26 protein-coding genes and 2 pseudogenes are annotated in these 22,079 nt (G+C 39.6%); 14 read left to right on the forward strand and 14 right to left on the reverse strand.

Translation table 11 applies throughout. From position 1 onward, the window contains the following. Positions 1–87: 87 nt before the first annotated feature. From NDM98_RS04765 to NDM98_RS04795, 7 genes are all read right to left on the reverse strand, one after another. Complete coding sequence (locus NDM98_RS04765) at positions 88–1,218, reverse strand: N-acetyldiaminopimelate deacetylase (protein ID WP_251605001.1); 1,131 nt, start codon at positions 1,216–1,218, stop codon at positions 88–90. After that, positions 1,215–2,417: an aspartate aminotransferase family protein gene (locus NDM98_RS04770; protein ID WP_251605002.1), complete on the reverse strand. Its 1,203-nt coding sequence runs from the start codon at positions 2,415–2,417 to the stop codon at positions 1,215–1,217. The genes NDM98_RS04765 and NDM98_RS04770 overlap by 4 nt, the downstream gene beginning before the upstream one ends. A gap of 86 nt (positions 2,418–2,503) precedes the next feature. Continuing rightward, entirely contained in the window at positions 2,504–3,220 is a 717-nt protein-coding gene (gene dapD / locus NDM98_RS04775; RefSeq protein WP_251605003.1) for a 2,3,4,5-tetrahydropyridine-2,6-dicarboxylate N-acetyltransferase, read from the reverse strand. Between the two features lie 75 nt (positions 3,221–3,295). Next, positions 3,296–4,192 (reverse strand): AEC family transporter, encoded by an 897-nt coding sequence (locus NDM98_RS04780; protein WP_251605004.1) that lies wholly within the window; start codon positions 4,190–4,192, stop codon positions 3,296–3,298. Between the two features lie 116 nt (positions 4,193–4,308). Then, positions 4,309–5,349 (reverse strand): HD-GYP domain-containing protein, encoded by a 1,041-nt coding sequence (locus NDM98_RS04785; protein ID WP_251605005.1) that lies wholly within the window; start codon positions 5,347–5,349, stop codon positions 4,309–4,311. 589 nt (positions 5,350–5,938) lie between these two features. Next, a complete protein-coding gene (locus NDM98_RS04790) occupies positions 5,939–6,985 on the reverse strand; it encodes a mechanosensitive ion channel family protein (RefSeq protein WP_251605006.1) in 1,047 nt (348 codons plus the stop codon). A gap of 180 nt (positions 6,986–7,165) precedes the next feature. Beyond that, on the reverse strand, positions 7,166–7,465 hold the full coding sequence (locus NDM98_RS04795; RefSeq protein ID WP_251605008.1) for a hypothetical protein: 300 nt from the start codon (positions 7,463–7,465) through the stop codon (positions 7,166–7,168). Between the two features lie 161 nt (positions 7,466–7,626). On the opposite strand from NDM98_RS04795, the gene NDM98_RS04800 reads away from it, so the two are divergent. The 12 genes from NDM98_RS04800 to NDM98_RS04850 all read left to right on the forward strand — a co-directional run bounded on the left by NDM98_RS04800 (position 7,627) and on the right by NDM98_RS04850 (position 16,615). Next, complete coding sequence (locus NDM98_RS04800) at positions 7,627–8,112, forward strand: FixH family protein (RefSeq protein ID WP_251605009.1); 486 nt, start codon at positions 7,627–7,629, stop codon at positions 8,110–8,112. A 71-nt stretch (positions 8,113–8,183) separates the two neighbouring features. Continuing rightward, positions 8,184–9,539: an MATE family efflux transporter gene (locus NDM98_RS04805; protein WP_251605011.1), complete on the forward strand. Its 1,356-nt coding sequence runs from the start codon at positions 8,184–8,186 to the stop codon at positions 9,537–9,539. A 68-nt stretch (positions 9,540–9,607) separates the two neighbouring features. Continuing rightward, a complete protein-coding gene (locus NDM98_RS04810) occupies positions 9,608–9,763 on the forward strand; it encodes a hypothetical protein (protein ID WP_251605013.1) in 156 nt (51 codons plus the stop codon). A gap of 107 nt (positions 9,764–9,870) precedes the next feature. Next, positions 9,871–11,106, forward strand: a complete 1,236-nt coding sequence (locus NDM98_RS04815; RefSeq protein WP_251605015.1) for a DNA polymerase IV — start codon at positions 9,871–9,873, stop codon at positions 11,104–11,106. Beyond that, on the forward strand, positions 11,103–11,444 hold the full coding sequence (locus NDM98_RS04820) for a YolD-like family protein (protein WP_251605016.1): 342 nt from the start codon (positions 11,103–11,105) through the stop codon (positions 11,442–11,444). Before NDM98_RS04815 ends, NDM98_RS04820 begins: the two co-directional genes overlap by 4 nt. A 196-nt stretch (positions 11,445–11,640) precedes the next feature. Beyond that, positions 11,641–12,027 carry a GNAT family N-acetyltransferase gene (locus tag NDM98_RS04825; protein WP_251608951.1) on the forward strand — a complete coding sequence of 129 codons (387 nt, stop codon included), beginning with the start codon at positions 11,641–11,643 and terminating at the stop codon, positions 12,025–12,027. 491 nt (positions 12,028–12,518) lie between these two features. Beyond that, positions 12,519–12,674, forward strand: a complete 156-nt coding sequence (locus tag NDM98_RS23855) for a hypothetical protein (protein ID WP_307728659.1) — start codon at positions 12,519–12,521, stop codon at positions 12,672–12,674. Positions 12,675–12,694: 20 nt separating this feature from the next. Continuing rightward, the gene (locus tag NDM98_RS04830; protein ID WP_308807730.1) at positions 12,695–13,465 is read left to right on the forward strand and encodes an ABC transporter ATP-binding protein; all 771 of its coding nucleotides are present in this window, start codon (positions 12,695–12,697) and stop codon (positions 13,463–13,465) included. Continuing rightward, positions 13,462–14,190: an ABC transporter permease gene (locus NDM98_RS04835; RefSeq protein WP_251605017.1), complete on the forward strand. Its 729-nt coding sequence runs from the start codon at positions 13,462–13,464 to the stop codon at positions 14,188–14,190. The genes NDM98_RS04830 and NDM98_RS04835 overlap by 4 nt, the downstream gene beginning before the upstream one ends. Beyond that, entirely contained in the window at positions 14,187–14,876 is a 690-nt protein-coding gene (locus NDM98_RS04840) for an ABC transporter permease (protein WP_251605018.1), read from the forward strand. The genes NDM98_RS04835 and NDM98_RS04840 overlap by 4 nt, the downstream gene beginning before the upstream one ends. A 33-nt stretch (positions 14,877–14,909) precedes the next feature. After that, complete coding sequence (locus tag NDM98_RS24435) at positions 14,910–16,004, forward strand: sensor histidine kinase (protein ID WP_251605019.1); 1,095 nt, start codon at positions 14,910–14,912, stop codon at positions 16,002–16,004. Beyond that, a complete protein-coding gene (locus NDM98_RS04850) occupies positions 16,001–16,615 on the forward strand; it encodes a response regulator transcription factor (RefSeq protein ID WP_251605020.1) in 615 nt (204 codons plus the stop codon). The genes NDM98_RS24435 and NDM98_RS04850 overlap by 4 nt, the downstream gene beginning before the upstream one ends. A 43-nt stretch (positions 16,616–16,658) precedes the next feature. Here the strand turns inward: NDM98_RS04850 and truA are convergent. Next, a pseudogene (gene truA / locus NDM98_RS04855) lies at positions 16,659–17,402 on the reverse strand (tRNA pseudouridine(38-40) synthase TruA). 138 nt (positions 17,403–17,540) lie between these two features. Between truA and NDM98_RS04860 the strand changes: the two are divergent. After that, complete coding sequence (locus tag NDM98_RS04860) at positions 17,541–17,882, forward strand: hypothetical protein (protein ID WP_251605021.1); 342 nt, start codon at positions 17,541–17,543, stop codon at positions 17,880–17,882. 53 nt (positions 17,883–17,935) lie between these two features. Here NDM98_RS04860 and NDM98_RS24560 read toward each other — a convergent pair whose 3' ends face one another. The 6 genes and pseudogenes from NDM98_RS24560 to NDM98_RS04885 all read right to left on the reverse strand — a co-directional run bounded on the left by NDM98_RS24560 (position 17,936) and on the right by NDM98_RS04885 (position 21,777). Further along, positions 17,936–17,989: a hypothetical protein gene (locus tag NDM98_RS24560; protein WP_373370391.1), complete on the reverse strand. Its 54-nt coding sequence runs from the start codon at positions 17,987–17,989 to the stop codon at positions 17,936–17,938. Next, on the reverse strand, positions 17,971–18,876 hold the full coding sequence (locus tag NDM98_RS04865) for a peptidoglycan recognition protein family protein (protein ID WP_251605022.1): 906 nt from the start codon (positions 18,874–18,876) through the stop codon (positions 17,971–17,973). Before NDM98_RS04865 ends, NDM98_RS24560 begins: the two co-directional genes overlap by 19 nt. Before the next feature lie 199 nt (positions 18,877–19,075). Beyond that, positions 19,076–19,946: pseudogene (locus tag NDM98_RS04870) on the reverse strand (aminoglycoside 6-adenylyltransferase). 123 nt (positions 19,947–20,069) lie between these two features. Next, positions 20,070–20,690 (reverse strand): DUF2812 domain-containing protein, encoded by a 621-nt coding sequence (locus NDM98_RS04875; protein WP_251605023.1) that lies wholly within the window; start codon positions 20,688–20,690, stop codon positions 20,070–20,072. Beyond that, entirely contained in the window at positions 20,677–21,009 is a 333-nt protein-coding gene (locus NDM98_RS04880) for a PadR family transcriptional regulator (RefSeq protein ID WP_251605024.1), read from the reverse strand. The genes NDM98_RS04875 and NDM98_RS04880 overlap by 14 nt, the downstream gene beginning before the upstream one ends. Positions 21,010–21,231: 222 nt before the next feature. Next, positions 21,232–21,777 (reverse strand): GNAT family N-acetyltransferase, encoded by a 546-nt coding sequence (locus NDM98_RS04885; protein WP_251605025.1) that lies wholly within the window; start codon positions 21,775–21,777, stop codon positions 21,232–21,234. 94 nt (positions 21,778–21,871) lie between these two features. Between NDM98_RS04885 and NDM98_RS04890 the strand changes: the two genes are divergently transcribed. Further along, entirely contained in the window at positions 21,872–22,060 is a 189-nt protein-coding gene (locus NDM98_RS04890; protein WP_251605026.1) for a hypothetical protein, read from the forward strand. Positions 22,061–22,079: the final 19 nt, after the last annotated feature.

The raw sequence follows: 22,079 nt of genomic DNA on the forward strand, positions 1-22,079 counted from the left end.
TACCCAGAAGGTTAAATGTTATTCGATGCCACCACTAATAAAAAAACAGGTGAAACGGACACTACAATGACCGTTTCACCTGTCGAACTATTTTTTCATTTTCCATGTAAAATATGAAGTGAGATGTGTTACTGCTTTTTCTATTGCATCTTCATTCGGGTTTAGTCGTGCATCATGTAGGCCGTAGGGGCTGTCTACACCTAACCAGAACATAAATCCAGGTATTTGTTCGAGAAAGTATCCAAAATCCTCACCTGTCATTGCAGCAGGCGCTTCAACAAATGCAACATCGGCATCCCTTTTGGCAAATGTCATATACTCTTGGGTCAATTCTGAATGATTGGCGACTTGGCAATAGTTACTGCCATAATCAATGGTGAGTTCGCATTCAAATGATGCTTCAATACCCTTAGCCATTGCTTCTATTCGACGTTTTATCTCTGTCATTGATTCAATGGACAAACTACGAATGGTCCCTTCAACTCTAGCTGATTCAGCAATAATATTCTGCTTCGTGCCACCTTGAATTACACCAATAGTAACAACGCCAGCATCAAGTGGATTCACATTTCGAGCTACGATTGTTTGCAGCTGTGTCACAAAATGACTTGCTGCAACAACCATATCTCTTGCCGTATGAGGATAGGCTGCATGTCCGCCTTTTCCTTTTAGATCAATAAAAAGCTCTGAGGTATTGGCAAATAGTAATCCTTCTCGAGTAGATACCGTTCCAACAGGAAGCTCCGGAGCGATATGCAGTGCCACAATCTGATCTGGCCACCATTCTTTCAGCACACCTTCCTCAAGCATTGGTTTTGCACCACCTGGTCCTTCTTCTGCAGGTTGAAAGACAAACAATACATTGTCAGTAGGACGATGCGCAGAAAAGTGAGAAAGCACACCGAGAGCAATGGTCATGTGGAAATCATGACCACATGCATGCATCATGCCACTATGTTTGGAGACAAATTCTTGAATACCTGAACGTTCTTCAATTGGTAATCCATCGATATCTGTACGATACGCTAAGGTTTGACTCGGGTCCGATCCTTTAATGTACACGATCACACCAGTACGCCACAGCTTAATGCTCCAGTACTCGTGAATCATTGGCTCCAGAACATCTAATATGAGCTGCTGTGTTTTTGTTTCCTGAAAACCGATTTCTGGAATCTGGTGAAATTGTCGTCTAAGATTTAGTAGTTCTTCTGATGTCATTCACTCACCTCTTGTAACACGTCTCTAAATAGTTGTAAGAAATATTCAATCTGCTCATCAGACACAATTAATGGTGGAAGTAAGCGAATAATTGTCTGCTGAGTCACATCAACTAACATGCCTCGTTCTAATAATGTTTGCTGAATTTCTTTTACTTTACTTGCATCAAACTTCATGACTATTCCAATCATCATTCCTAAACCACGGATTGACTCAATGTGCTCGGCAAATTCGTTTTGCAAAGACTGTAATTCAGTTTGGAGCTTCTCTGAAGCGCGACGTCCCGCTTCTAAAACACCATCATCGATTAACAACTTCAACACCGTGTTTCCAAGCGCTGCACTTAACGGAGATGGAGCAAAGGTTGTACCATGATCACCTGGTTTAAATAATTCCCCATGTTCTGCTTTTACAATGATCCCACCTAGGGGAAGGCCTCCACCTATTCCTTTTGCAAATAACACGACATCTGGTTTTACGGATGTGTGCTGATAGGCAAACAGCTTTCCAGTTCGACCAATTCCTGTTTGAATTTCATCCATGCAGAATAACACACCATACTGCTGACAAAGTTTGGCTGCTTGTTCCAGATAATTTGATTCAAGCGGAACAACACCACCAGAACCAAGAACCGGTTCCATTAAAAGAGCAGCGGGTTTCTTTTCTTTTAATACAGCTTCAAGCGCCTTAATATCATGTGGCTCGACATCATACACTGGAAACTCGCTAACTGGAAAGTCCTGATACACACCAGGTTGACGGGTTAACTTTAATGCACCTAACGTACGACCATGAAAGCTTTTTTTCAAAACAACGATCCCGTCTTGGCCAGTCTCTTGCTGTTTTGTCCATTTATGAACGAGTTTAATCACTGCTTCTGTCGCCTCTGCTCCAGAGTTTGTATAGAATACCTTTCCAGGAAACGTTACTGCGAGCAGTCGTTCAGCTAACTCAACTGCCGGTTTATTGACATAAAGGTTTGAAATATGAAGGAATTTCTCTCCTTGATCTCGTAATGTTTGCACAATCTCCGGGTGAGAATGGCCAACAATATTAACCGCTAATCCTGTAATAAAATCGAGGTAACGCTTGCCATTTTCATCAATTAGTTCAGCACCTTCACCTCGGTCAATGACCAGTGGTAGCTTTCCATAAGTGTTCATTATGACTTCTTTGTTACGCTCGTTCCAATTAGACATTTCCCCACTCCTCATTTGCTCACTAAATGAAAAAAAGCCTTGTCACCTGTACTGGCGACAAGGCTTCTCCCTATCAAACATCCGTATTAGTCGTTTAGACGACGAAGTTCTTGTTTAATCTCAGTTTTGCTCTTTGTTTTCTCATCAATTTCCTTAATCACACGTGCAGGCGTACCAGCAACTACCGTGTTAGCTGGAACATCCTCAATTACAACCGCACCAGCTGCAACTACAGCACCTTTTCCTACTGTCACACCTTCAAGAACAACAACGTTTGCACCAATTACAACGTCATCTTCAACGATTACAGGCTTAGCAGAAGGCGGCTCAATGACACCAGCTAGGACTGATCCTGCACCTACGTGACAGTTTTTACCGACCGTTGCGCGTCCTCCAAGTACTGCATTCATATCAATCATCGTACCTTCACCGATAACAGCACCGATATTGATACTTGCACCCATCATAATAACAGCGCCTTTACCAATTTCAACCTGGTCACGAATGATCGCACCTGGTTCAATTCTAGCTTCAATTCCTTTTAGATCAAGAAGTGGAATGGCAGAGTGACGACGGTCATTTTCGACTACATAGTCTTCAATCTTTGCGCTGTTTTCCTTAATAGCCGCTTCGATATCAGCCCACTCACCAAAAAGCACACCTGTTTGTCCGTTAATAAAAGCTTGTGTATCCGCGCCAAAAGAGATTCCATCAAGGTCTCCCTTAATATGTACTTTTACCGGTGTTTTCTTTTTGCTTTCTGATATAAATTTAATAATTTCATTTGCATCCATTTGTTTCATGTCGTCATCCTCCTAGCAGTTACGTTGCAGTATACACATAATCATAAAGACTTCCCTCTCAAATTGCAATGCAAATCATCCCAATAGAATAATTAAGAGTGTGATCGTTGGGATACTTATGATTGTTGTAATGAGCGTTACACTTGATACGAGCTTTGGTTGTGCTTGAAACTGGACAGCATACATAACAATTGTCGCCGCTGATGGCATTGCAGCTGACACTATTAATACTTTGCCTAGTAAAGGATCAATCGGCATCACCATTACAAGTAACCATGCGATTAAAGGAGAAATAAACATTCTTAAAACAACACTAAAGGTAATATTAGCCCAATCAAAATGTCCCCATTTAATCATCGCTAGCTGCATTCCAAGAATGACCATAACCATTGGGATCGCCGCATCTGAAATAAGGTCAATCGTTCCAAATAAATTTTCTGGTACTCTTAAGTTGAACACATTAAGTAAAAGCGCAAGGACAGCTGCATAAGAAGCAGGCATTTTTGCAACGGACTTCATCGCAATACGAATTCCGGCTTTACCTTTAACCGCATAATAGACTCCAAAAAAGTTCATGAGGATAGATTGGAGCACCATTGCAGAGATAGCGAATTCAAAACCAGCTTCACCATAAGCAAATAAAATAATCGGTGTACCGTAATTACCAGTGTTCATAAAGGCCGTAGAAAGAATGAGTGCGTTTTCTGTAGATAGATCAATTTTGCGAATCTTTGTGTACACTTTGCATAAAAAGATTAAGATAAACATTAATAAAAACGAAAAAATGACCATGTATGTATACTGGCTATTTAACTCTGTTTCGTAAAATGTTTTAAACACCAAACAAGGTGTCATTACATAAATCGCCATCGTTGAGATTGGGCGAATATCTATTTTCGCAATCTTTTGTAATAGAAAACCAACTACAAATATTAAGATAACAGGCAAAACAACTTGAATAAAAATAGCCAAAATAGTACTCCTCTTCTTTCCTTTTTCGTTAGCCAGTATATCATATTCTTTACTTCGTAATACGAAGAAATAGCAAATTAAAAGAGTCTGACCGGGGTCAAACTCTTTTTTGTATCTTAGTCTACTATTTTTTCTATGAATATTGTTGGGTGCTCTAATAAGTTTATATCTATTTTTTGAAATTCACCTTGCCCGTGACCTTCCATTTTAAAAATTCTTACATACGGCCGCTGCGGGATCCCGTCATTTTGGGCAGATACAATGCCATACTCCCCAGTTGATAACACCACTTGGATGCCCGTTGGGTAAAAGGCTATCGTTTTGAGAAAGTGAGCGATGATCTGGTGACCATACCGAACTCCTGTTAGCCCCATTAAGATTTCACACGCATCATGAGGCAACATCCTTCCACTCGGCCGAAGTGGGCTAATTAGATGATCAAATGCATTCGCCACAGACACAATTTTCGCAAACAAATGAATATCTTTTTCAGACAGCTTACGTGGCATTCCACTGCCATCTACATGTTCATGGTGAGAGAGGGCAATATGGGCAGATAACGAACTCATTTCAGAATTTTTACGAAGCACATTAAATCCTCGCCATGTGTGGTGATGTCCCAGTTCGACCTGTGGTTCGTTGTCTTTTTCAGTTGCCATTTTTCCAATGTCATGCATGAGAGCTCCTGTTGCCAGCTCATATAACTTGGATTTTGATAATCCAAGTTTCACACCAACAATGGTAGAGATCATACACACATTTAATGAATGAATAAAGAGTCCATTATCCTCTGTACGCATATCTGTTAAGCTCAACAAGGAATGGCTATGCGCCAAAATTTCTTCTACAATATTTTTGACAGACTGCTGAATGGATTTTAGTTCAAAACCTGCACCTTCTTGTACAAACTGAAAGGATCCTTTTAAAGTAGCAAGCGTCTCTCTTTTTACTTCATCCGACACCATATCTTCTTTTTTAATTTCTTTATCAAAAGGGTCCTGAAGGTACACAGCTTGGATTCCTAGCTTTTTTAGTCTTGTAATTAATGTAGGAGTGAGCGAAGCCCCTTCATTTAATAGGACCCTGCCATCACTTGTATAAATTTGTTTACCTAATTTCTCATTTGCTTGCGTGAGTTCAATGGTCGTATAGCGCATGGTGAAACCCCTTTAGTTAGAATACATCTATTATACTAGTCTTCCCTGTTTATATCGGCGCCTTCTTCCTTGAATCGTTGTCTTTTTTGATAAATAGTTCTAGAGTCACGGGAAATGGAGCAGTGTAATAGTAATGTTCTAAATCAAAAGGCAGAGAGAGAAAGTGGACTCTGCAGTCACAACGCTACCGGGATGTAGGAGCGCTAGATTCTAATGGATATAATACTCTGTTCAATCAATTGCATAACTCTGACAATTCTAAGGTTCAAACACTCGAAAAAGCAAAAGAAGAAATGAATCGTCTAATTTGCAAGAAGAAGATTATTACCCCGGTAAATATTCGGCATCGGCAATGGTGAAAGCCAAACCTCTCCAATTTCGTCAAGCTTGCATATAAGCAAAGCAGCTAAATTAGAGATAGATTGACTCAAGCATCAACCTCATCTTCTTATTTTTAATACACAAAAAACCGACCCGTTATGTTGTTCGACTAACATAACGGGTCGGTTTTTCGAGAGGTAAAACATTTCTGTTTTACTCTTTTTTATCTGCAGTGACAAATGGAACGGGTTGTTCTGTCATTACTAGGTTAGCTTGGTGCAGATACATGAACACCTTCTGTTTCTAGTATTTGCATGATACGAAAGTGTGCTTTTTCTCTAATTTCCATAAAGGGTGCCCACTGATTTGTATCCGTGAAATACGTAATCATTAGGTTATATCCTGATTCTGAAAACTCTTCAAACCTGACAATAACTGAACCCTCTACAATGTCATCAAAGGTCTGAAGCTCTTCATCAATTCGATTTCGTAGTTGCTGAAGCTTTGCACTAGACGTTGATTGTCTTAATCCAAGACTAAAATACACACGCCGTTTGTCCATTTCAGCCCAGTTTGTAATTGCCTCATTAGCCAACGTGGAGTTCGGAATAATGACCAGTGTATCTGAAAACGTTCGGATTTTGGTGCTTCTAAATGTAATGTCTTCAACTGCCCCTTCTACTGTTGGTGTCTCAATCCAGTCTCCTTTTCTAAAAGGACGTTCTGTAATAATGATGATCCCACCAAAAAAGTTTCCAATTGTATCTTGGGCAGCTAGTGCAAAAGCAAGACCACCTATACCAAGACCGGCAACAAATGTACTAATATTAAATCCCCAATTATCAACAATTATCGCGAGCGTGATGGCAATCACTAAAAAGCGCAAGATCTTTGATAAAAAAGGAATAAGCATGCTTTCTTTATCCAGTTCCGCCTTATTAGCAAAACTATAAATAACCGTTGAGTGGTTTGCTGTGTAATTATATAGTCCCCACCCTACAACAAAAATAATGCTTGACCGATATACGTTTTGTACAAAACCTTTATCCGTTAGATTCAAATAATCTAGATATTGAAAAGCTAAATACGTACCGATCACGGCCCATAGCAGCCGCAGTGGCCTTTCATATGATTTTAAAACATTGGTTACCACTTTTGTCGAACTACTTTTTGATAGTTTAATTATCAACTTATTAATATACTTTGTGAACACTTTCCTGAAAATTAGGAAGAGTAAAAAGATCCCGATGGATAGTGCAATATTGATCCAATCGAGATTTATTAGCTTTTCTACAAACTTATTCAAGCGATCCATACGTAGCTCCTCCCCGTTTCTCTGTCATCTTTTTCATACAGGATACCTTTTGAATGGAGCTTGTTTCAACTAAAAACAATTATAGATCGACAAGATCCACCTTTTTTCCTGCTACTACCGAGCGCAAAATAGCCCAAGCGACGGCTTGGGCTGAGAAAGATATCGAGCATCGGAACGATTTTAAAACGGATCATGATCAAGTGTTTTTTGAATAACTTTGGCTAGCTCTGGTTTCGATGACTCTTTGTTTGACGATTTGGACTGAGTAGCCTCTACGACATCTTTCATTCCAGCAAGAATGTCATCACCAGACTCCATCATGGCTTCGGTCAAATGATGGTCCTCTTTCTTGTGATTTGAACCTGTTCGTTTGATTGCTTTTGTATTTGTGAGAGCATACAAACCCGCCGCTGCTAGGAATCCACCTGCAGCCCCTCCGATCATATAACCAGTGTGATGCCGCTTCTTTCGTTTGAACATGTTTTTCACCTCTTTTTTTGTTATCGTGTGTAGTGGGAGAGATTTTATACATGGCTTATAAAAGGCTTTACTCTATGCTAAAATAAAAAGAACAGCTCTTTTACGATACTCGTTCTTGGTTCACAAGAATGTATTATATATTTTTAGGAAAGGTGTTTATCATGAAAAAAGGACTTCTAGCATTTTCTATTGTTGCCCTTTTCATGATTGCAAGCTGCGCGATTGGGCAGAATCAATCGATTCAGTACCAAGAGGATACGTTCGATACACTTGAAGCTGATCTAAGTGCACCAAGCGAAACAGCCTTGCATGAACCGGTCACGATCTCTGTCCGTGTAACCTTGGGAGAAGAACCCTTCACGGATGTAGAAAACGTTGATTTTGAAATATGGCGTAATGGTGAAAGAGATTCAGGAACAACTGTTGCCGCCCAAAAAGCTGATTCTGGTGTTTACACACTCGACACTTCTTTTGAAGAAGACGGCATTTATCACATACAAGCCTATGTAGAAGCTGACGAAGAGCATCTTACGTCTTCCAAACGAATTATTGCTGGAGATGTTTCTGAAACAGACTTAGAAGCGGCCGAGCAAGAATTTCAACAAGAACAAGATCAAGAAAAGGCTCAAGAATCAAATTCTAACTAATATTGTGTACAGCAGGGAAAACGTTACGAATGCTCGTGACGTTTTCCCTTTGTGCCTACTGGAGTTGCATCATGTATTCTGCTATATCTATTTCACAAAAAATTAAATTGTACACACTTATTCTTTGGCCGATCCTCATTACTCAGATTAGTTACCATGCCATGAATGTGATCGACACAATGATGTCTGGTCGAGCTGGAACCACTGACCTAGCTGGCGTTGCCGTTGGCTCAAGTCTTTGGGCACCTATTTTGACTGGATTTAATGGCATTCTGATGGCCGTTACCCCAATCATCGCTCAGCTTCTTGGAAAAGGAGAGAAACAAAGCATTTCTCGCTCTGTTCTCCAAGCATTGTATCTGTCTGTCATCTTAGCGCTACTTGTGTATCTCGCTGGCATTTTTTTCTTGCCTTCTATTCTTCAATTTATGGGTTTAGAGGCAGAGGTTTCACATATTGCAAAACATTATTTAATCGGACTATCTATTGGTCTTGTTCCACTTTTTGCATCAAATGTTCTGCGCTTTTTCTTTGATGCACAAGGCTTCACACGAATTACAATGGTTATCCTACTGATCGCCCTACCTATCAGTGCTTTTCTTAATTACATCTTGATTTTTGGAAAGTTTGGCTTTCCAGAACTCGGTGGGATCGGAGCTGGTTATGCCACTGGGATCACGTATTGGATCATTTTTGGCTTGAGTGTGTTTATGACTTTCAAAATCCCTTCTATTCGTTCGTATGCACTCTTTTCTACATGGTTCCGTCCGTCGCTTAAGGCCTGGAAGGGTCAACTTGCGTTAGGTTTACCCATGGGGCTATCTATTTTTTTTGAAGCAAGCATCTTTTCTTTTGTCACGTTGCTAGTTAGTCGCATGTTTACAACTGATGTTATTGCCGCTCATCAAGCAGCGTTAAATTTTGCATCCTTGTTATTTATGATCCCACTTAGTATGTCGATGGCACTAACCATTGTTGTAGCGTACGAAATCGGTGCTGGTCGTTTAAAAGACGCCAGACAGTATAGTAAGATTGGGATTACAGCCTCGATGCTCATCATTTCGGTTGCTTCTGTGTTACTTTACTTTTTTAGAGAATCCATTTCGTATCTGTACACAGATAATCAAGATGTTGTCCAACTTGCCATGAGTTTCTTTGTTTTTGCGATTTTTTATCAGCTGTCTGATGCAGCTCAAGCCACTTTACAAGGTGTACTTCGTGGCTACAAAGACGCTGCAATTCCTTTTATTATTGCGTTGATCTCCTATTGGGGAATCGGGATCCCTTCTGGTTATCTCCTTGCGACTTTAACTGATTTGGGACCGTTTGGTTTTTGGATAGGTATTATTATCGGACTTACTTGCGCAGCGATTGGTTTCTGGATTCGACTGGCTCTAATCAATCGTCGTTTCCGTCACTCACTTTAAAACGAATGAACCCCCTTTCTATTGGACATAGTTGTAGTAGATGCTTTCTACATGGAGGTGGGGTAGCTTTGATTGTATGGATTCAATCACTATTGCTTGCGGCAGGACGACCATCTAGCGTTGGAAATCTACCTATTATCCTTGTTGCTGTTTCGATTGGGATTATGGTCATCATTATGGGTGCGTTACTTATTTACCTTGCACGCAAGCGTCAAAAAAGCTGAATAAGATACAAGATCAAAAGAACCAAGCTATTGGTTCTTTTTTCTAGTTGTATAAGAACGTATATTCGCATATAATAAGAACATCCATTCGCCACGAGGTGAAAAAAATGAAGAGTGTTATTTTTTTAGTTGATATGGAAAGCTTTTACGCTTCTATTGAAGTGGCTAGAAGACCTGAGTACAAGGGTAAAGCCCTTGTCGTATCCGGTGATCCAAACCGGCGTAGTGGGGTTATTTTAGCCGCTTCTAAGGAAGCCAAGTATTACGGTGTCAAAAATGCAGAACGTCTTTGGGAAGCTAAACAAAAATGCAACCAATTAATTATTGTTCCTCCACACATGCAGGACTATATCGAAGTATCAATGGAGATTACATCTATTCTGAAGACCTATACAGACTTGGTTGAACCCTATTCCATTGATGAACAATTTATGGACGTAACCAATTCCCAACGGCTATTTGGTTCTCCTCTAGAGATTGCCAAAAGGGTTCAAACACAAATCTGGAATCAGTGCGGGGTAAGAGCTAGAGTTGGGATTGGCGAGAATAAGATTTTAGCTAAGCTAGCCTGTGATCATTTTGCTAAAAAAAATGCAGAAGGAATATACGAGCTAAAGGCAGACCAGCTTCAGGACACACTTTGGCCTCTACCTGTTGAAGACTTGTTTGGGGTTGGTAGTCAAATGAAACGTCATCTCTATGACCGAGGTATTCGTACAATTGGGCAACTAGCTGCGACAAAAGTTGAATTCTTCAAAAAGAGATGGGGAATACATGGTCAGGTGTTATGGATGAACGCTCATGGGGTTGATTATTCACCTGTGAAGATTTCCACTCACGATGGTCAAAAAGCAATTGGACATGGTATGACCCTGCCTTATGATTATGCAGAAAAAGCAGATATTCACATCGTTTTGCTTGAATTGTGTGAAGAAGTATGTCAGCGGGCTCGAAAAAATCACGTCCACGGTTCAACCGTCTCACTTAGTGTTTCGGGTGCAAGCTACGAGATCCGCACAGGTTTTCACCGCCAGTTTACTATGCCTTATGCGACAAATGCTGCATTAACCATATACAAGCATCTCTGTCAGCTACTTGATCAATTTTGGGATGGGAAACCTGTACGCCGCTTAGGCATCTCGCTTTCTAGTCTTTCTGACGGAGACTCTGTTCAGCTTGATTTATTTGAACACAAACAGCAGCAAGAGAACCGGGAGCTGGGAGAAGCAATGGACCTTATTAAAGCTCGCTTCGGTAAAACCGCTCTACTTCGAGCTTCCTCCCTACTACCGGCCGGCCAAGCCAGAGAGCGTGCCGCAAAAATTGGAGGGCATTATAAATGAGTGATTACTTAAAACGTGGAAACTTGTTATGGGAGGGGAGCCGTATGATGCTACCTGAACATAAACAAGCCATTCGTGCTCAAAACGAGCAAGAAAAACGCGTAGATCCTCCACTACTAGATCAACAGGAGTTAGAAGAGCTCGGTATCGTCGCAATGGAATCCCTCTCATATACCATTCCCGTTCATATCGTGTATTGGGAAGATGGATTTTACCGCAAAATAATCGCTGCCGTTGAAAGAGTGGACCAACAACAAAAACGAATCACCTGTAGAGAAAGCGCGGAAGTCAGTATAACCATAGAGATCAGTCAGTTAAAGAGTATTGAACGAATTTAAAGGAAAATCAAGTTGTGATCTCTCCCTATTCATATTGATGTAGGGAGAGGGTTTTTGACAACTTTATAGAACATATTTTTAATAGCAATACTTTAAGCTAATGAAATGGAGAGAAATCACATGAATATAAGGTTGGCTGAAATACAAGATATGAAGCAATTAATAAGAATGAGATGGGATTTTACAATTGAACACGATGATAGTAAAAAAAAACGAATCATTCGCTGAATTTGAAAAAGAATGCCAAACTTTTTTGGAGAACACTCTTAAAGGAGATCAATGGTTTATTTGGGTCGTGGAGGATAACGGAAAAATCATTTCACATATATACATAGAATTAATACAAAAGGTGCCACGCCCTGGGAGGATAACATATCCATTTGCATTTATGACCAATGTATACACGATTCCAGAGTATAGAAACAAGGGAATTGGAAGTAAATTACTACAGTCAATAAATAAGTGGATGAAAGAAAACAAGTATGAATTTGTTATTGTATGGCCGAGTGACGATTCAATTGACTATTATCATAAAAATGGTTACGTTCATTGCACGGAACCTTTGGAATATCACCCTTCATAAATACAAGGGAATATATGGATTAAAATAACAGAAAAGAAAATATTATTTAAATTAAAGTTTTCACTCTAACGTAGGCTATAGAGTGACATTTCTTTGTGTTGAAAACAATATCAAGACAAACCATTCGAATTAATATCACAACTATTTTAGAACTTCGCTTACCAGTAAGAGTAACCCAATCCTCTTACAAATGAGCAAAAACCAACGTAGGACATACACGGAGACTCCAATGGGAGTGAAGGTCAGGGTGAGACTTCGTAGTGCGGTAGCACAAGGAGGCTCACCGGCCGCCCATGGAAAGCGGAGTGTATGTCCGGAGCGGTAGTCTTACTCCATTATTTTTATGATAGCTAAAACACTTCTGTCCCAGCCTTAATCATTGAAGAGAAAATACTATCTCCCCCTCCCCATTTCATGACAAATGTAACTACACGTTCAACAATCCATACCTGATAATGAGTATAATAAATGTTAATCAGGAGGGTTTTTATATGTTAATTGTTGAATGCAGTGATCTCGTCAAACGATACGATAACGAGCGTGTTCTTGATCATGCCGAACTCCATATACAAGAAGGGGAAATTCTTGGGCTGCTTGGTCCAAACGGTGCTGAAAAACCACGCTTATTCACGCACTATGTGGATTAATTCCAATTGATACTGGAACTATTCATCTATTTGGTAAAGAACTGACTGGTAATATAGCAACCATTAAAGAACGTATTGGGCTTGTTACACAGGAACTAACCATCTTTGAGGAGTTAACTGCTAAAGAAAACCTGACTTTTTTTGGTGGACTATATGGTTTAAAAGCAGATCTGTTACAACAGAGAATACAAGAAGCATTAGAATTTGTTGGCTTAGAATCCAAAGCAAATAAACGAACCAAAACCTTTTCTGGTGGGATGAAACGGCGACTTAACATTGCCTGCTCACTCATCCATAAGCCAAAGCTGCTGATTATGGATGAACCAACTGTTGGAATTGACCCTCAATCTCGTACCCATATTCTAGATACAGTAAAAAAACTTCAGCAGCAAGGCATGACCATTTTATACACAACTCATTATATGGAAGAACTGCAGTCTATTGCATCACGGGTTGTCATTATGGATCAAGGTCATGTTGTCACTGAAGGTACGATAAAAGACTTAGTTGCTACCATTCAGCATGAGGAAAAAATCAATGTCGAAGTAGCTGCTGCCTCAGATGAACTAGTCACACAGCTTCAAAAACTAGAAGGAGTAAAACAGGTCAGTCGGGAGGGCAACAACCTTCAGATCATCTCAAGATTGGGCTCAGGGAACCTAGATCGAACTCTTTCTCTGGCAAAAGAAGCAGGAGGCGTACTCTCTGTTAGTGCTGAAAAACCAACACTTGAAGATGTATTTCTTACATTAACCGGAAAACAGCTTCGAGATGGAGACGATCGAGAATGATCCTACCTACCATAAAATATACCGGCGTCCGAATGATTCGAGAATATATCGGCATGCTTCTTTTATTTGTTTTACCTTTGGTGTTAATTTCTATCTTCCATCTCATCTTAGGTGACTTACAAAATGAAGGTCTTCGTGTATTTGATTCTGTTGCAATTAGTATGGTACTTGCTTTTCAGCTTTTTGGTGGAAGTTATCCAATGGGCTATATCCAAGAAGACTTATTCACACACCGAAAATGGCGCCTTAAATCCCTACCTATTAACCGTTCGTTGTATGCATTTTCTGTCATGTTCACTGGCGCTATTTTTTCCATATTACAAGGCTTTGCCATCGTACTCATCACTTATTTTGCTTTTGGTGTGGACTGGGGTCATTTTCTTTGGGCTTTATTTGTCATCAGTCTTTTATCAACCCTATCAAGCTTGGTTTGTACCTTATGTGCACTGGTCACAACAAATTTCAAAGTCGCTGAACGATTAAGTGAGGTATATGGAATTGGATCGATTGTTCTTGCTGGCATGTTTTTTTCTTTGCCAGACAATGCCTTCTTTCACTTCATGGGCACCTATGGAAATCCATTATCCCTTGCTCAAACGGCCTTATTTGAACAGATTAATAACGGTGACTTCGCTGATATATGGGTTGCAATTCTTATTTTAGCAACTGCTATTGTCGTTTGCTTTGTCGTAGCGATTCTCATAGGAAGGAGGAAGATTCAATGAGCATTTTCAAATTTGCACTCAAACGTAGTTTTCAAAGCAAAACCAATCTTCTTTTTTTAATCGTTTTACCTGTTTTGCTCATATTTTTACCTTCTGAACCAGACTCGTGGATCTCTCTCCCTTATGGATTTCATTATTTTGGTGTCGTACTTTTGTTTGTATCTGTACGTCTTGCGGTCATTCTACTTGAGGATCGACAGCAAGGAATTATCAAACGAATTGCCATGGCACCTGTAAGTAATCTCTCCTACCTAACTCAAAATGTTCTTGCTTTTTCACTGATTCTCCTGTTGCCGATCCTACTATTAATTAGCGGTGGGATCTTTTATGGTCATGAACTCTATCATACAGGCCGACTATTTCTTTTATATGTATGTTTTGCATTTGCCGCATTATCGATGTCACTTGCATGGGTTTCTATTTATCGGAATAAAGAAACATCTTTTTTAGTGTTTATGGTCATCGTTGTTCTAATGACATTAGTAAGTGGCATTATGCTTCCCATCGAAATCATGCCAGACAACATTGAAAAAGTAGCCTATTCCCTGCCTACTTATTGGTATAATAAAGGCCTAACAGCGATTGTTTCACAGGCTTCTTTACCAGAATTTCTTCTACCACTTGTCATTCTCTTGGCATTCAGCCTATTGTTTTTGCTAATAGGTAGTAAACGGAAAATCGTGTAATCGTAAGCTGTGTTAAATAAGGAGGTGCAACTAGTGAACATACTCACATTTCAGAGAGCGGAATGGATTGCCCGAATAGGCTGTATGATGATTATGGCCAGTTTCTGGATACGTGTCAGTCCTGAATTAACAGGTTTTTTGTTTATTTTTGCTCTCTTGATGCTTCTTGTATTACGTTGGCGCTTTTCTTTACCTACATGGACTCTTACAATTGACTGCTTGATTTATTTACTATTTATCCCGTATTGGCAATGGACATCACTTGCCCTCATACTACTCGTCTATGAAATTGCCCTAAGGGGCAGACCAATTTATTTAGTGGCAATTGGCGCACTTATCTTCTATGATTCAATACAAACTGAGGTATTTATCCCTCTTTTATTTAGTGGATTTGTGGGTTGGTGTATCTACACGTGGAAAACTCAAGGAGGCAATCTTCAGAGAGAAATGGATGAGGAACGTCAAGAAAAGTATGAGTTAGAAGCATTAAACCAAGATCTTCTCGAATCCTCAAAGCGGTCTGCTCACTTTGCAGAATTAAAGGAACGAAATAGAATTGCAGCGGAGCTTCACGACCACGTTGGACATGAAGTGACGGGAGCTAGACTGGCTTTTCAAGCGTATGAGCATCTAAGCAAAGAAAATAGTCCAAATGCTAATCAAATGTTTAATAAGGCGCAGGAACGCTTATCAGAAGCTGCACGTCAGCTCCGAGATACCTCTCATAATTTAAAACCAATCATGTCAGATCATAAAGAGCGCTTAAGAAATATCTGTCATCAATTTGATGGAGCACCTGTGCAGCTTCACCTTTCTGGTCAAACCGAATCAGCGCCTCCCCACCATTGGGTTCTATTAGAATCTTGTTTAAAGGAAAGTCTAACAAATATCTCTAGGCACTGCTCTCACGTCTCATCTATTAAAGTTGACCTCGACATTACAGACCAGATCACCCGACTTCGTGTACATAATGATGGGATCATCCATTCTTCTCAAGTAAATGGCACAGGTATTCGCAATCTACGTCAACGAGCTCGTGCCCTTGGGGGGAGCGTCTCAATCGACAAACAATCTGGCTTTTCACTTGTCTGTGTATTACCTATTACTCAAAAGGAGCCGCTTTTATGAACCTTTTAATCGTTGATGATGACCCACTCGTATGTGAAAGTCTAGAGCTACTTCTTTCACGTGAGCAAGACCTACAAGTAGTTGGAACAGCTAGTAATGGTGCAGAGGCCATTACTTTTTGTCATCGAATAGATGTACAACTCATTTTAATGGATATACAAATGCCAACGATGAACGGAATTGAAGCCACAAAACAATTAATGCAATTGTATCCTAACCTGCTAATCATCATGTTGACTACGTTTCACGATGAGCAAAATATCAAACTAGCTCTAGCTGCTGGTGCCAAAGGCTATTTAATCAAGTCAACAGACGTTACAAAAATGGCTCACAGTATACGCAGTGTTGCTTCAGGAAGCTCTGTATTTGACCCTCGAGTCATAGAAACCTTACTCACACCTAAAGAAAACATACTGAGTGAATTAAGCAAACGGGAACAATCGATCTCGCAGCTTGTTGCTAAAGGACTTTCCAATAAGGAGATTGCAACACAACTGTTTTTAAGTGAGGGAACTGTGCGGAACAATCTGTCGACCATATTAGATAAGCTTGAATTAAGAGATCGTACCCAACTAGCTATTTACTACTTACAGAACAAAGAATCCGATTAACCTAAACAAAAAAACGCTCCTACCCGGAGCGTCTATTGATCGATTATGTTAATTTAAATTCAATCTTCTCCAGATAAAGACCACTAGCATCAGCAAAGCCGGCATGCTCACGTTCTTTAGATTCAATGATTCCAGGAATAGCTCCGGCTTTCATCTCACCTAATCCCACTTTTATTAGCGTACCAATAATCTTACGGACCATATTGTATAAAAAGCCATCGCCTTTAATACGGATTTCAAGAAAACCATCCTTCTCTGAAAAATCGATAGAACGGATTGTTCGAACATTCGACTTTTTCTTAGACTTTGCATTTGAAAAAGCCGTAAAATCATGTTCACCAACAAAATAAGCACTCGCTTTTTTCATTTGTTCACGATCAGCGGCTGATCCACATGCATACTGTGCTTACGTAGAAAAGGATGCGAATAGCCTTTATTCCAAATCTTATAGACATATGTCTTATCCGCTGAATTATAACGAGCATGAAAACGATCATGGACAGAATCAACCTTTACAACGCTGATGTCCTCAGGTAGATATCGATTCAAGTAACTCTGCACCTCATCTGCAGTCACTTTGCCATCAAGCTTCACATTTGCAATCTGAGCTAATGCATGAACCCCTGCATCCGTTCGACTACTACCCGTAATCTCAATTGATTTGCCCGCCATCTCAGTGAGTACATTCTCGATTTTACCTTGAATGGTGCTTTCGCCCTTACCAAGACGCTGCCAAGCCTTTATATCTGGTACCATCATATTGAATGGTTAGTTTAAAATTATTCATCAAAAATCTCCTTCAATCTGTGCATATGTTTGAATCAATCTTAATAGTACCATACATCACTCGTATTCGGTTAAAAGGTTGAGAGAGCCTATCAATTTATGAGACGATGAAGATGAATCTTAATAAGGAGCTAGACAGATGACACGTTTAAAATGGCTTATACTAATTATGATTGTCGTTGTAGCTTTTATGAGTTATACCCATTTCAATGGCAATCCATACAAACACTATCAATTAAAACAAGCAGTGACTGAGCATTTTAATAAGGATGGTGCCTCACGCATGTTAAACATACAAATGAAATCAAAATACAATCGACATGCAGAGAATCAACCTTACTTTTTAGAGGTTTATTTTGATTTAAATGGGATAAAAGGAGACTACCACTACTATATTTTTGAGGATGAGCAGGTAAAGGCAACAAAGGCTTTTTCAGATTCTCTAGAAACCGTAGAAGATGTAGAATTTTTTTCAGATTGATCCATTAAAATACTATGTAAACCAGAACAAAACCTTATGTTCTGGTTAATACCTTATCGCAATAGTCTCTCCCACGTATTTGCACCGGCTATTCCATCAACTGTGATGCCTGAACTGCGCTGAAAGTACGTACGGCCGTTTCTGTAGCTGGCCCAAAACTTCCGTCAATGGCTAAGCTTGCTCCTTTTGTGTTAAGTGCCGATTGTAATAAGCGAACCCACCATTGGTGAGTAGAACCTTTTCTAAGTGTATTCGCAGCACGTTTACTCACTGGTCCAAATACCCCATCAATTCGGACACTTGCAAAATACTGATATATGCGTACTAATGCCGAACGAGTGCGTGCACCGACAATCCCATCAACGACTAATGGTGTGAAGGAAGCCTTTGTTGGGTAGTTACGGCTGTTTAAAAAGGTTTGTGCGTTACCAATGAACTGATTTACAATCGGTCTAGTTGGCTGTGGTGTTGGAGTTGGTGTCGGAGTTGGCGCAGGTACGATCACTCCACCCGTTTGCGGACCAGATTGAACCGTTTCAATCAGTCTTTTAAAATCATCCCATTCATTTAACAAACGAGCAGGACAATTTTTTCCTGTCCAATGTTTATGCGTCACGACTCGTGATAGTGGGATGTTCAGATTGTTCATCAGACGTTTAACCAACCAAGCAGCATTCGCTTTGGCTTTTTGAAAATCACCATCTGAATTGACACATAACTCAATACCAATGGATTGACTATTGCCATTTGGCCCAACATGCCATGCCACCTCATTAGTAGGTAGGTGTTGAATAATTTGTGTGTCATCCACTGTAAAATGCCACGAAACCGATCGGGATCTAGCGTCTGCTCCTTTTATATATCTTGAATGCACCTCGGCGTTTGCCCCTACATTTGAATTACCCGTTTCATGTTGAGTGATATAGGTGGCATTTAATTGGCGCCCAGGACGATTACTAGCTGTTACAGGTAAAAAATCCATCTTGATGTTCATGAATCTCATCCCTTTCCGTTTCTTTCACAATGTCTATCATATTCAGGCATATCGCCTACTAGTCACTGTGAAAAATTAAAATCTAACTCATTAATAGATTATGCTTGGCCTATTAAGAGAGTTCCGGATAAGAACGAATAATCTACCTATTTGTAAGATAACATGCAAATGCCCCACACTCAGTGCAGGGCATTTATCATTACAGGATTTCTTTTGAATCGACGGGTAATACTTGGACATGCTTTAAATATTCTCTGACTTTTTTACGATCAATGATCTCTTGTTTAAAGTCGAGCGATTCAGCTACCTCATCCGAAACGTTTGAGAACTGATCCAAAAGAACAAATAGCGCCTTCCACATTTGTCCCACCTCTAATCTAGGGTATGTGGAATTAAACATGTCCCATTCATCCTTAGTTAAATACGCCTCAAGATATTTCCCATTTTTACCTACACTTAAGCTGAAATCTGTTTGTACACCTATTTTCCACTTAAGCATCTGGATCAACATCTCCCGAACAATGGATAGATGATCATATGCATAGGTTAACTCATTTCTCCAAAGCCCCTTAGCTACATAAGTTGATACCCACCAACATTCATTGCAGCAGTCATCAAAGAACTTTTGTGTGGGCTTCTGGATCCAATAATCAATATCAGTTGGCGCGGGTAAGCCAGGCAAATGCTGATCCTTATCGAGCAAAATTTGTGCTAACGTATCTCCACGATTCCACGTCTTGCTCTGTTCGAATGGAACAAGTGTCAAATCAATACGATTGCCATCCGTAAATAGCATTAAATACGCAAACGTTCCATCGTTTAATGGAGGAATAAGCTCAATTGCCTCAGGCGTTTGCATCACAATTCTCTCACCAAACACCTCTATCCAAGCTCGGATCATCAAGAAATGTTTGCATATCCTTTACAACATAAACGATATCATAGTCTTGAAAAACATCCTTTGGTACCATCGGATTTGTTCTCGAACCATTCATACCAACAGCACGTACTCGATCGTCCTCTCTTGCCACAGTTAATAGTAACTCCATCATTTCATTAGTAGACCTCATTGTATTACCTCCGTTTGGATTGTGATTTTAAAGCAACTAGATTTGGGAGGGCTGGAGGTCCACGAATTGGCTGAAGGTAAGGTTATATAAAATGTTCGGTATTCAAGAAGTAGGACCTCCTTTTTAGAATATTTTCGATTCTTTTTCATATTGTTTTTTTGCTTTCCAATAGTAATAGCCATAAAAGAGAAAGCAAAATAATACAAGATAAAACGTTAAGCCTCTCAATAAAGCAAACGGAGTCTCAAATAAAAATGCTCGCCAAAACGCTGATCCTGTCCGTTCCCATAGTTCCGGTGTTAAATACCAATCTATTGGATTCATTAAGTTTAAAGCATTTAAATTATTATTCGTAAAAATGAATACAACTAGGATTGGCAAAAACATAATGAACTGATTATAAAACAGTTCAGAAAGCCGTTTATATCTAGCTGCCTTTGACGTTTGATCAGAAAAAATATCATCAGAAGCATCATCACGTACCCTTTTAAAATATTGGTGACCATTTCTTCTTGGACAAGGGAGTCTCTGCCATCCACTGTCTTCGAATAACATTTCGTAATCATCAAAATCTGCTTTTTTCTTAAACATTCGATAATCGGTTTTATACGTTGTATCCTTAGGCTCTCCTTTTTCAAAACGATACCCAAATGAACGGTACATAAAATGCTTACCATCACGTGCCATTTCATTTAACCATTGTTCTTCATCTGTAAAGTTCCAAAAATATTTAAACCTCCTCATGCTTCTCCTCCCTTAACAGCTGATCTGTCACACTGAGCAATGCTCTCATGCGCTCCTGCTCAAGTCTTAGGATCTCTTTTCCTTCTTCTGTAATTACATATACTTTTCTGCGGCTTTCTTGTTCGGGAACCGGTTCAATAAAATGAAGCTTCACCAAGTTTTCGAAAGCCCCATACAAAGTACCCGCTGCCATTTTTACTTGCCCCTCACTTAACTCATCCACACGTTGCATAACTAGGTACCCATGGCGAGGTTCCAAGAGAGAGAGTAAAATATAATAAACCGTTTCTGTTAACGGCAAATGTTTATTTCGTTTCATACATCCTCCTATACAGTCAAACTGAATAGTTTAAGTATACACAGTTGAACTATACAATTCAACTGTATAGTTGCTGGTGTGCTGATGACGTGTTTTATGACTTTGTTTATGTATCTGTCCTCTTTCTGATGTATTTGCTCTTCTTCCAATACTTTTAGTTTACGTACCTTACCTCACCAACCAAAAAAAGCACACCGCTCAAGCTGCGTGCCTTTTCTTATATCAAAATTTACTCCATTCTTCCTCAAGCAACCCATACACCACTCGATCGTGGTACACGCCATTTATGTATTCATAGTTACGGATTACTCCTTCTTGTTTGAAGCCTAACCGCTCGGGGATCGCTCGGCTTTTTGTATTTCTAACTGCTGCATTTATCTCAACTTTTCTTAGGCCAAGTTCAGTAAAAGCATGTCTAATGAATTCGGTACAAGCTAGCGTGACTAAGCCTTCGCCCACATAGTTTTCACCCAGCCAATAGCCGATTTCCGTTTTTTTTGCTTTCAAGTCTACGTACAAATAGCCAATTGATCCTGCAAGATTTCCTTTATACCATATACAAGCCCAGTACCCGTTGTTTTCAGAGAAGCGCTTTAATGATTTCTCGATAAACATTCTTGAGTCTTCCACACTGTTAGTTTTTGTAGGAAAGGAAAGCCATTCTCCAAGGTTCATTCGACTATGATCAATTAATTGAAATAACTCTTGAGCATGTCTAGACTCTAAAATCACTACTTCACAATCTGCATTGATCGTTATTTTTTTCATAAACAAGTTCTCCTCTGTACACTTCTAAAATAATCATTGTATAAATTCAATATTCCATCTATACTACCACTAACAATATATGGGATGTGTTCAAATGAAAGCAAATCGAATCTTATTTTATATCATTGTCCTGATGTATCTCTGCGTGTTTGCTAATGTCACTACGTCTTTTGAGCCACTTTCAAATGATCTTACTTTTAACATCATAAGTGGGCTCTTTCTACTCGCACTCGCCGTCCAAGCCATGACTTTTTCTAAATCAAGAAAAAAACAAACAAACTAAGTAAGCCACGCAAGATGCG

The organism is Alkalicoccobacillus plakortidis, assembly GCF_023703085.1.
Classification (GTDB): Bacteria; Bacillota; Bacilli; order Bacillales; family Bacillaceae_D; genus Alkalicoccobacillus; species Alkalicoccobacillus plakortidis.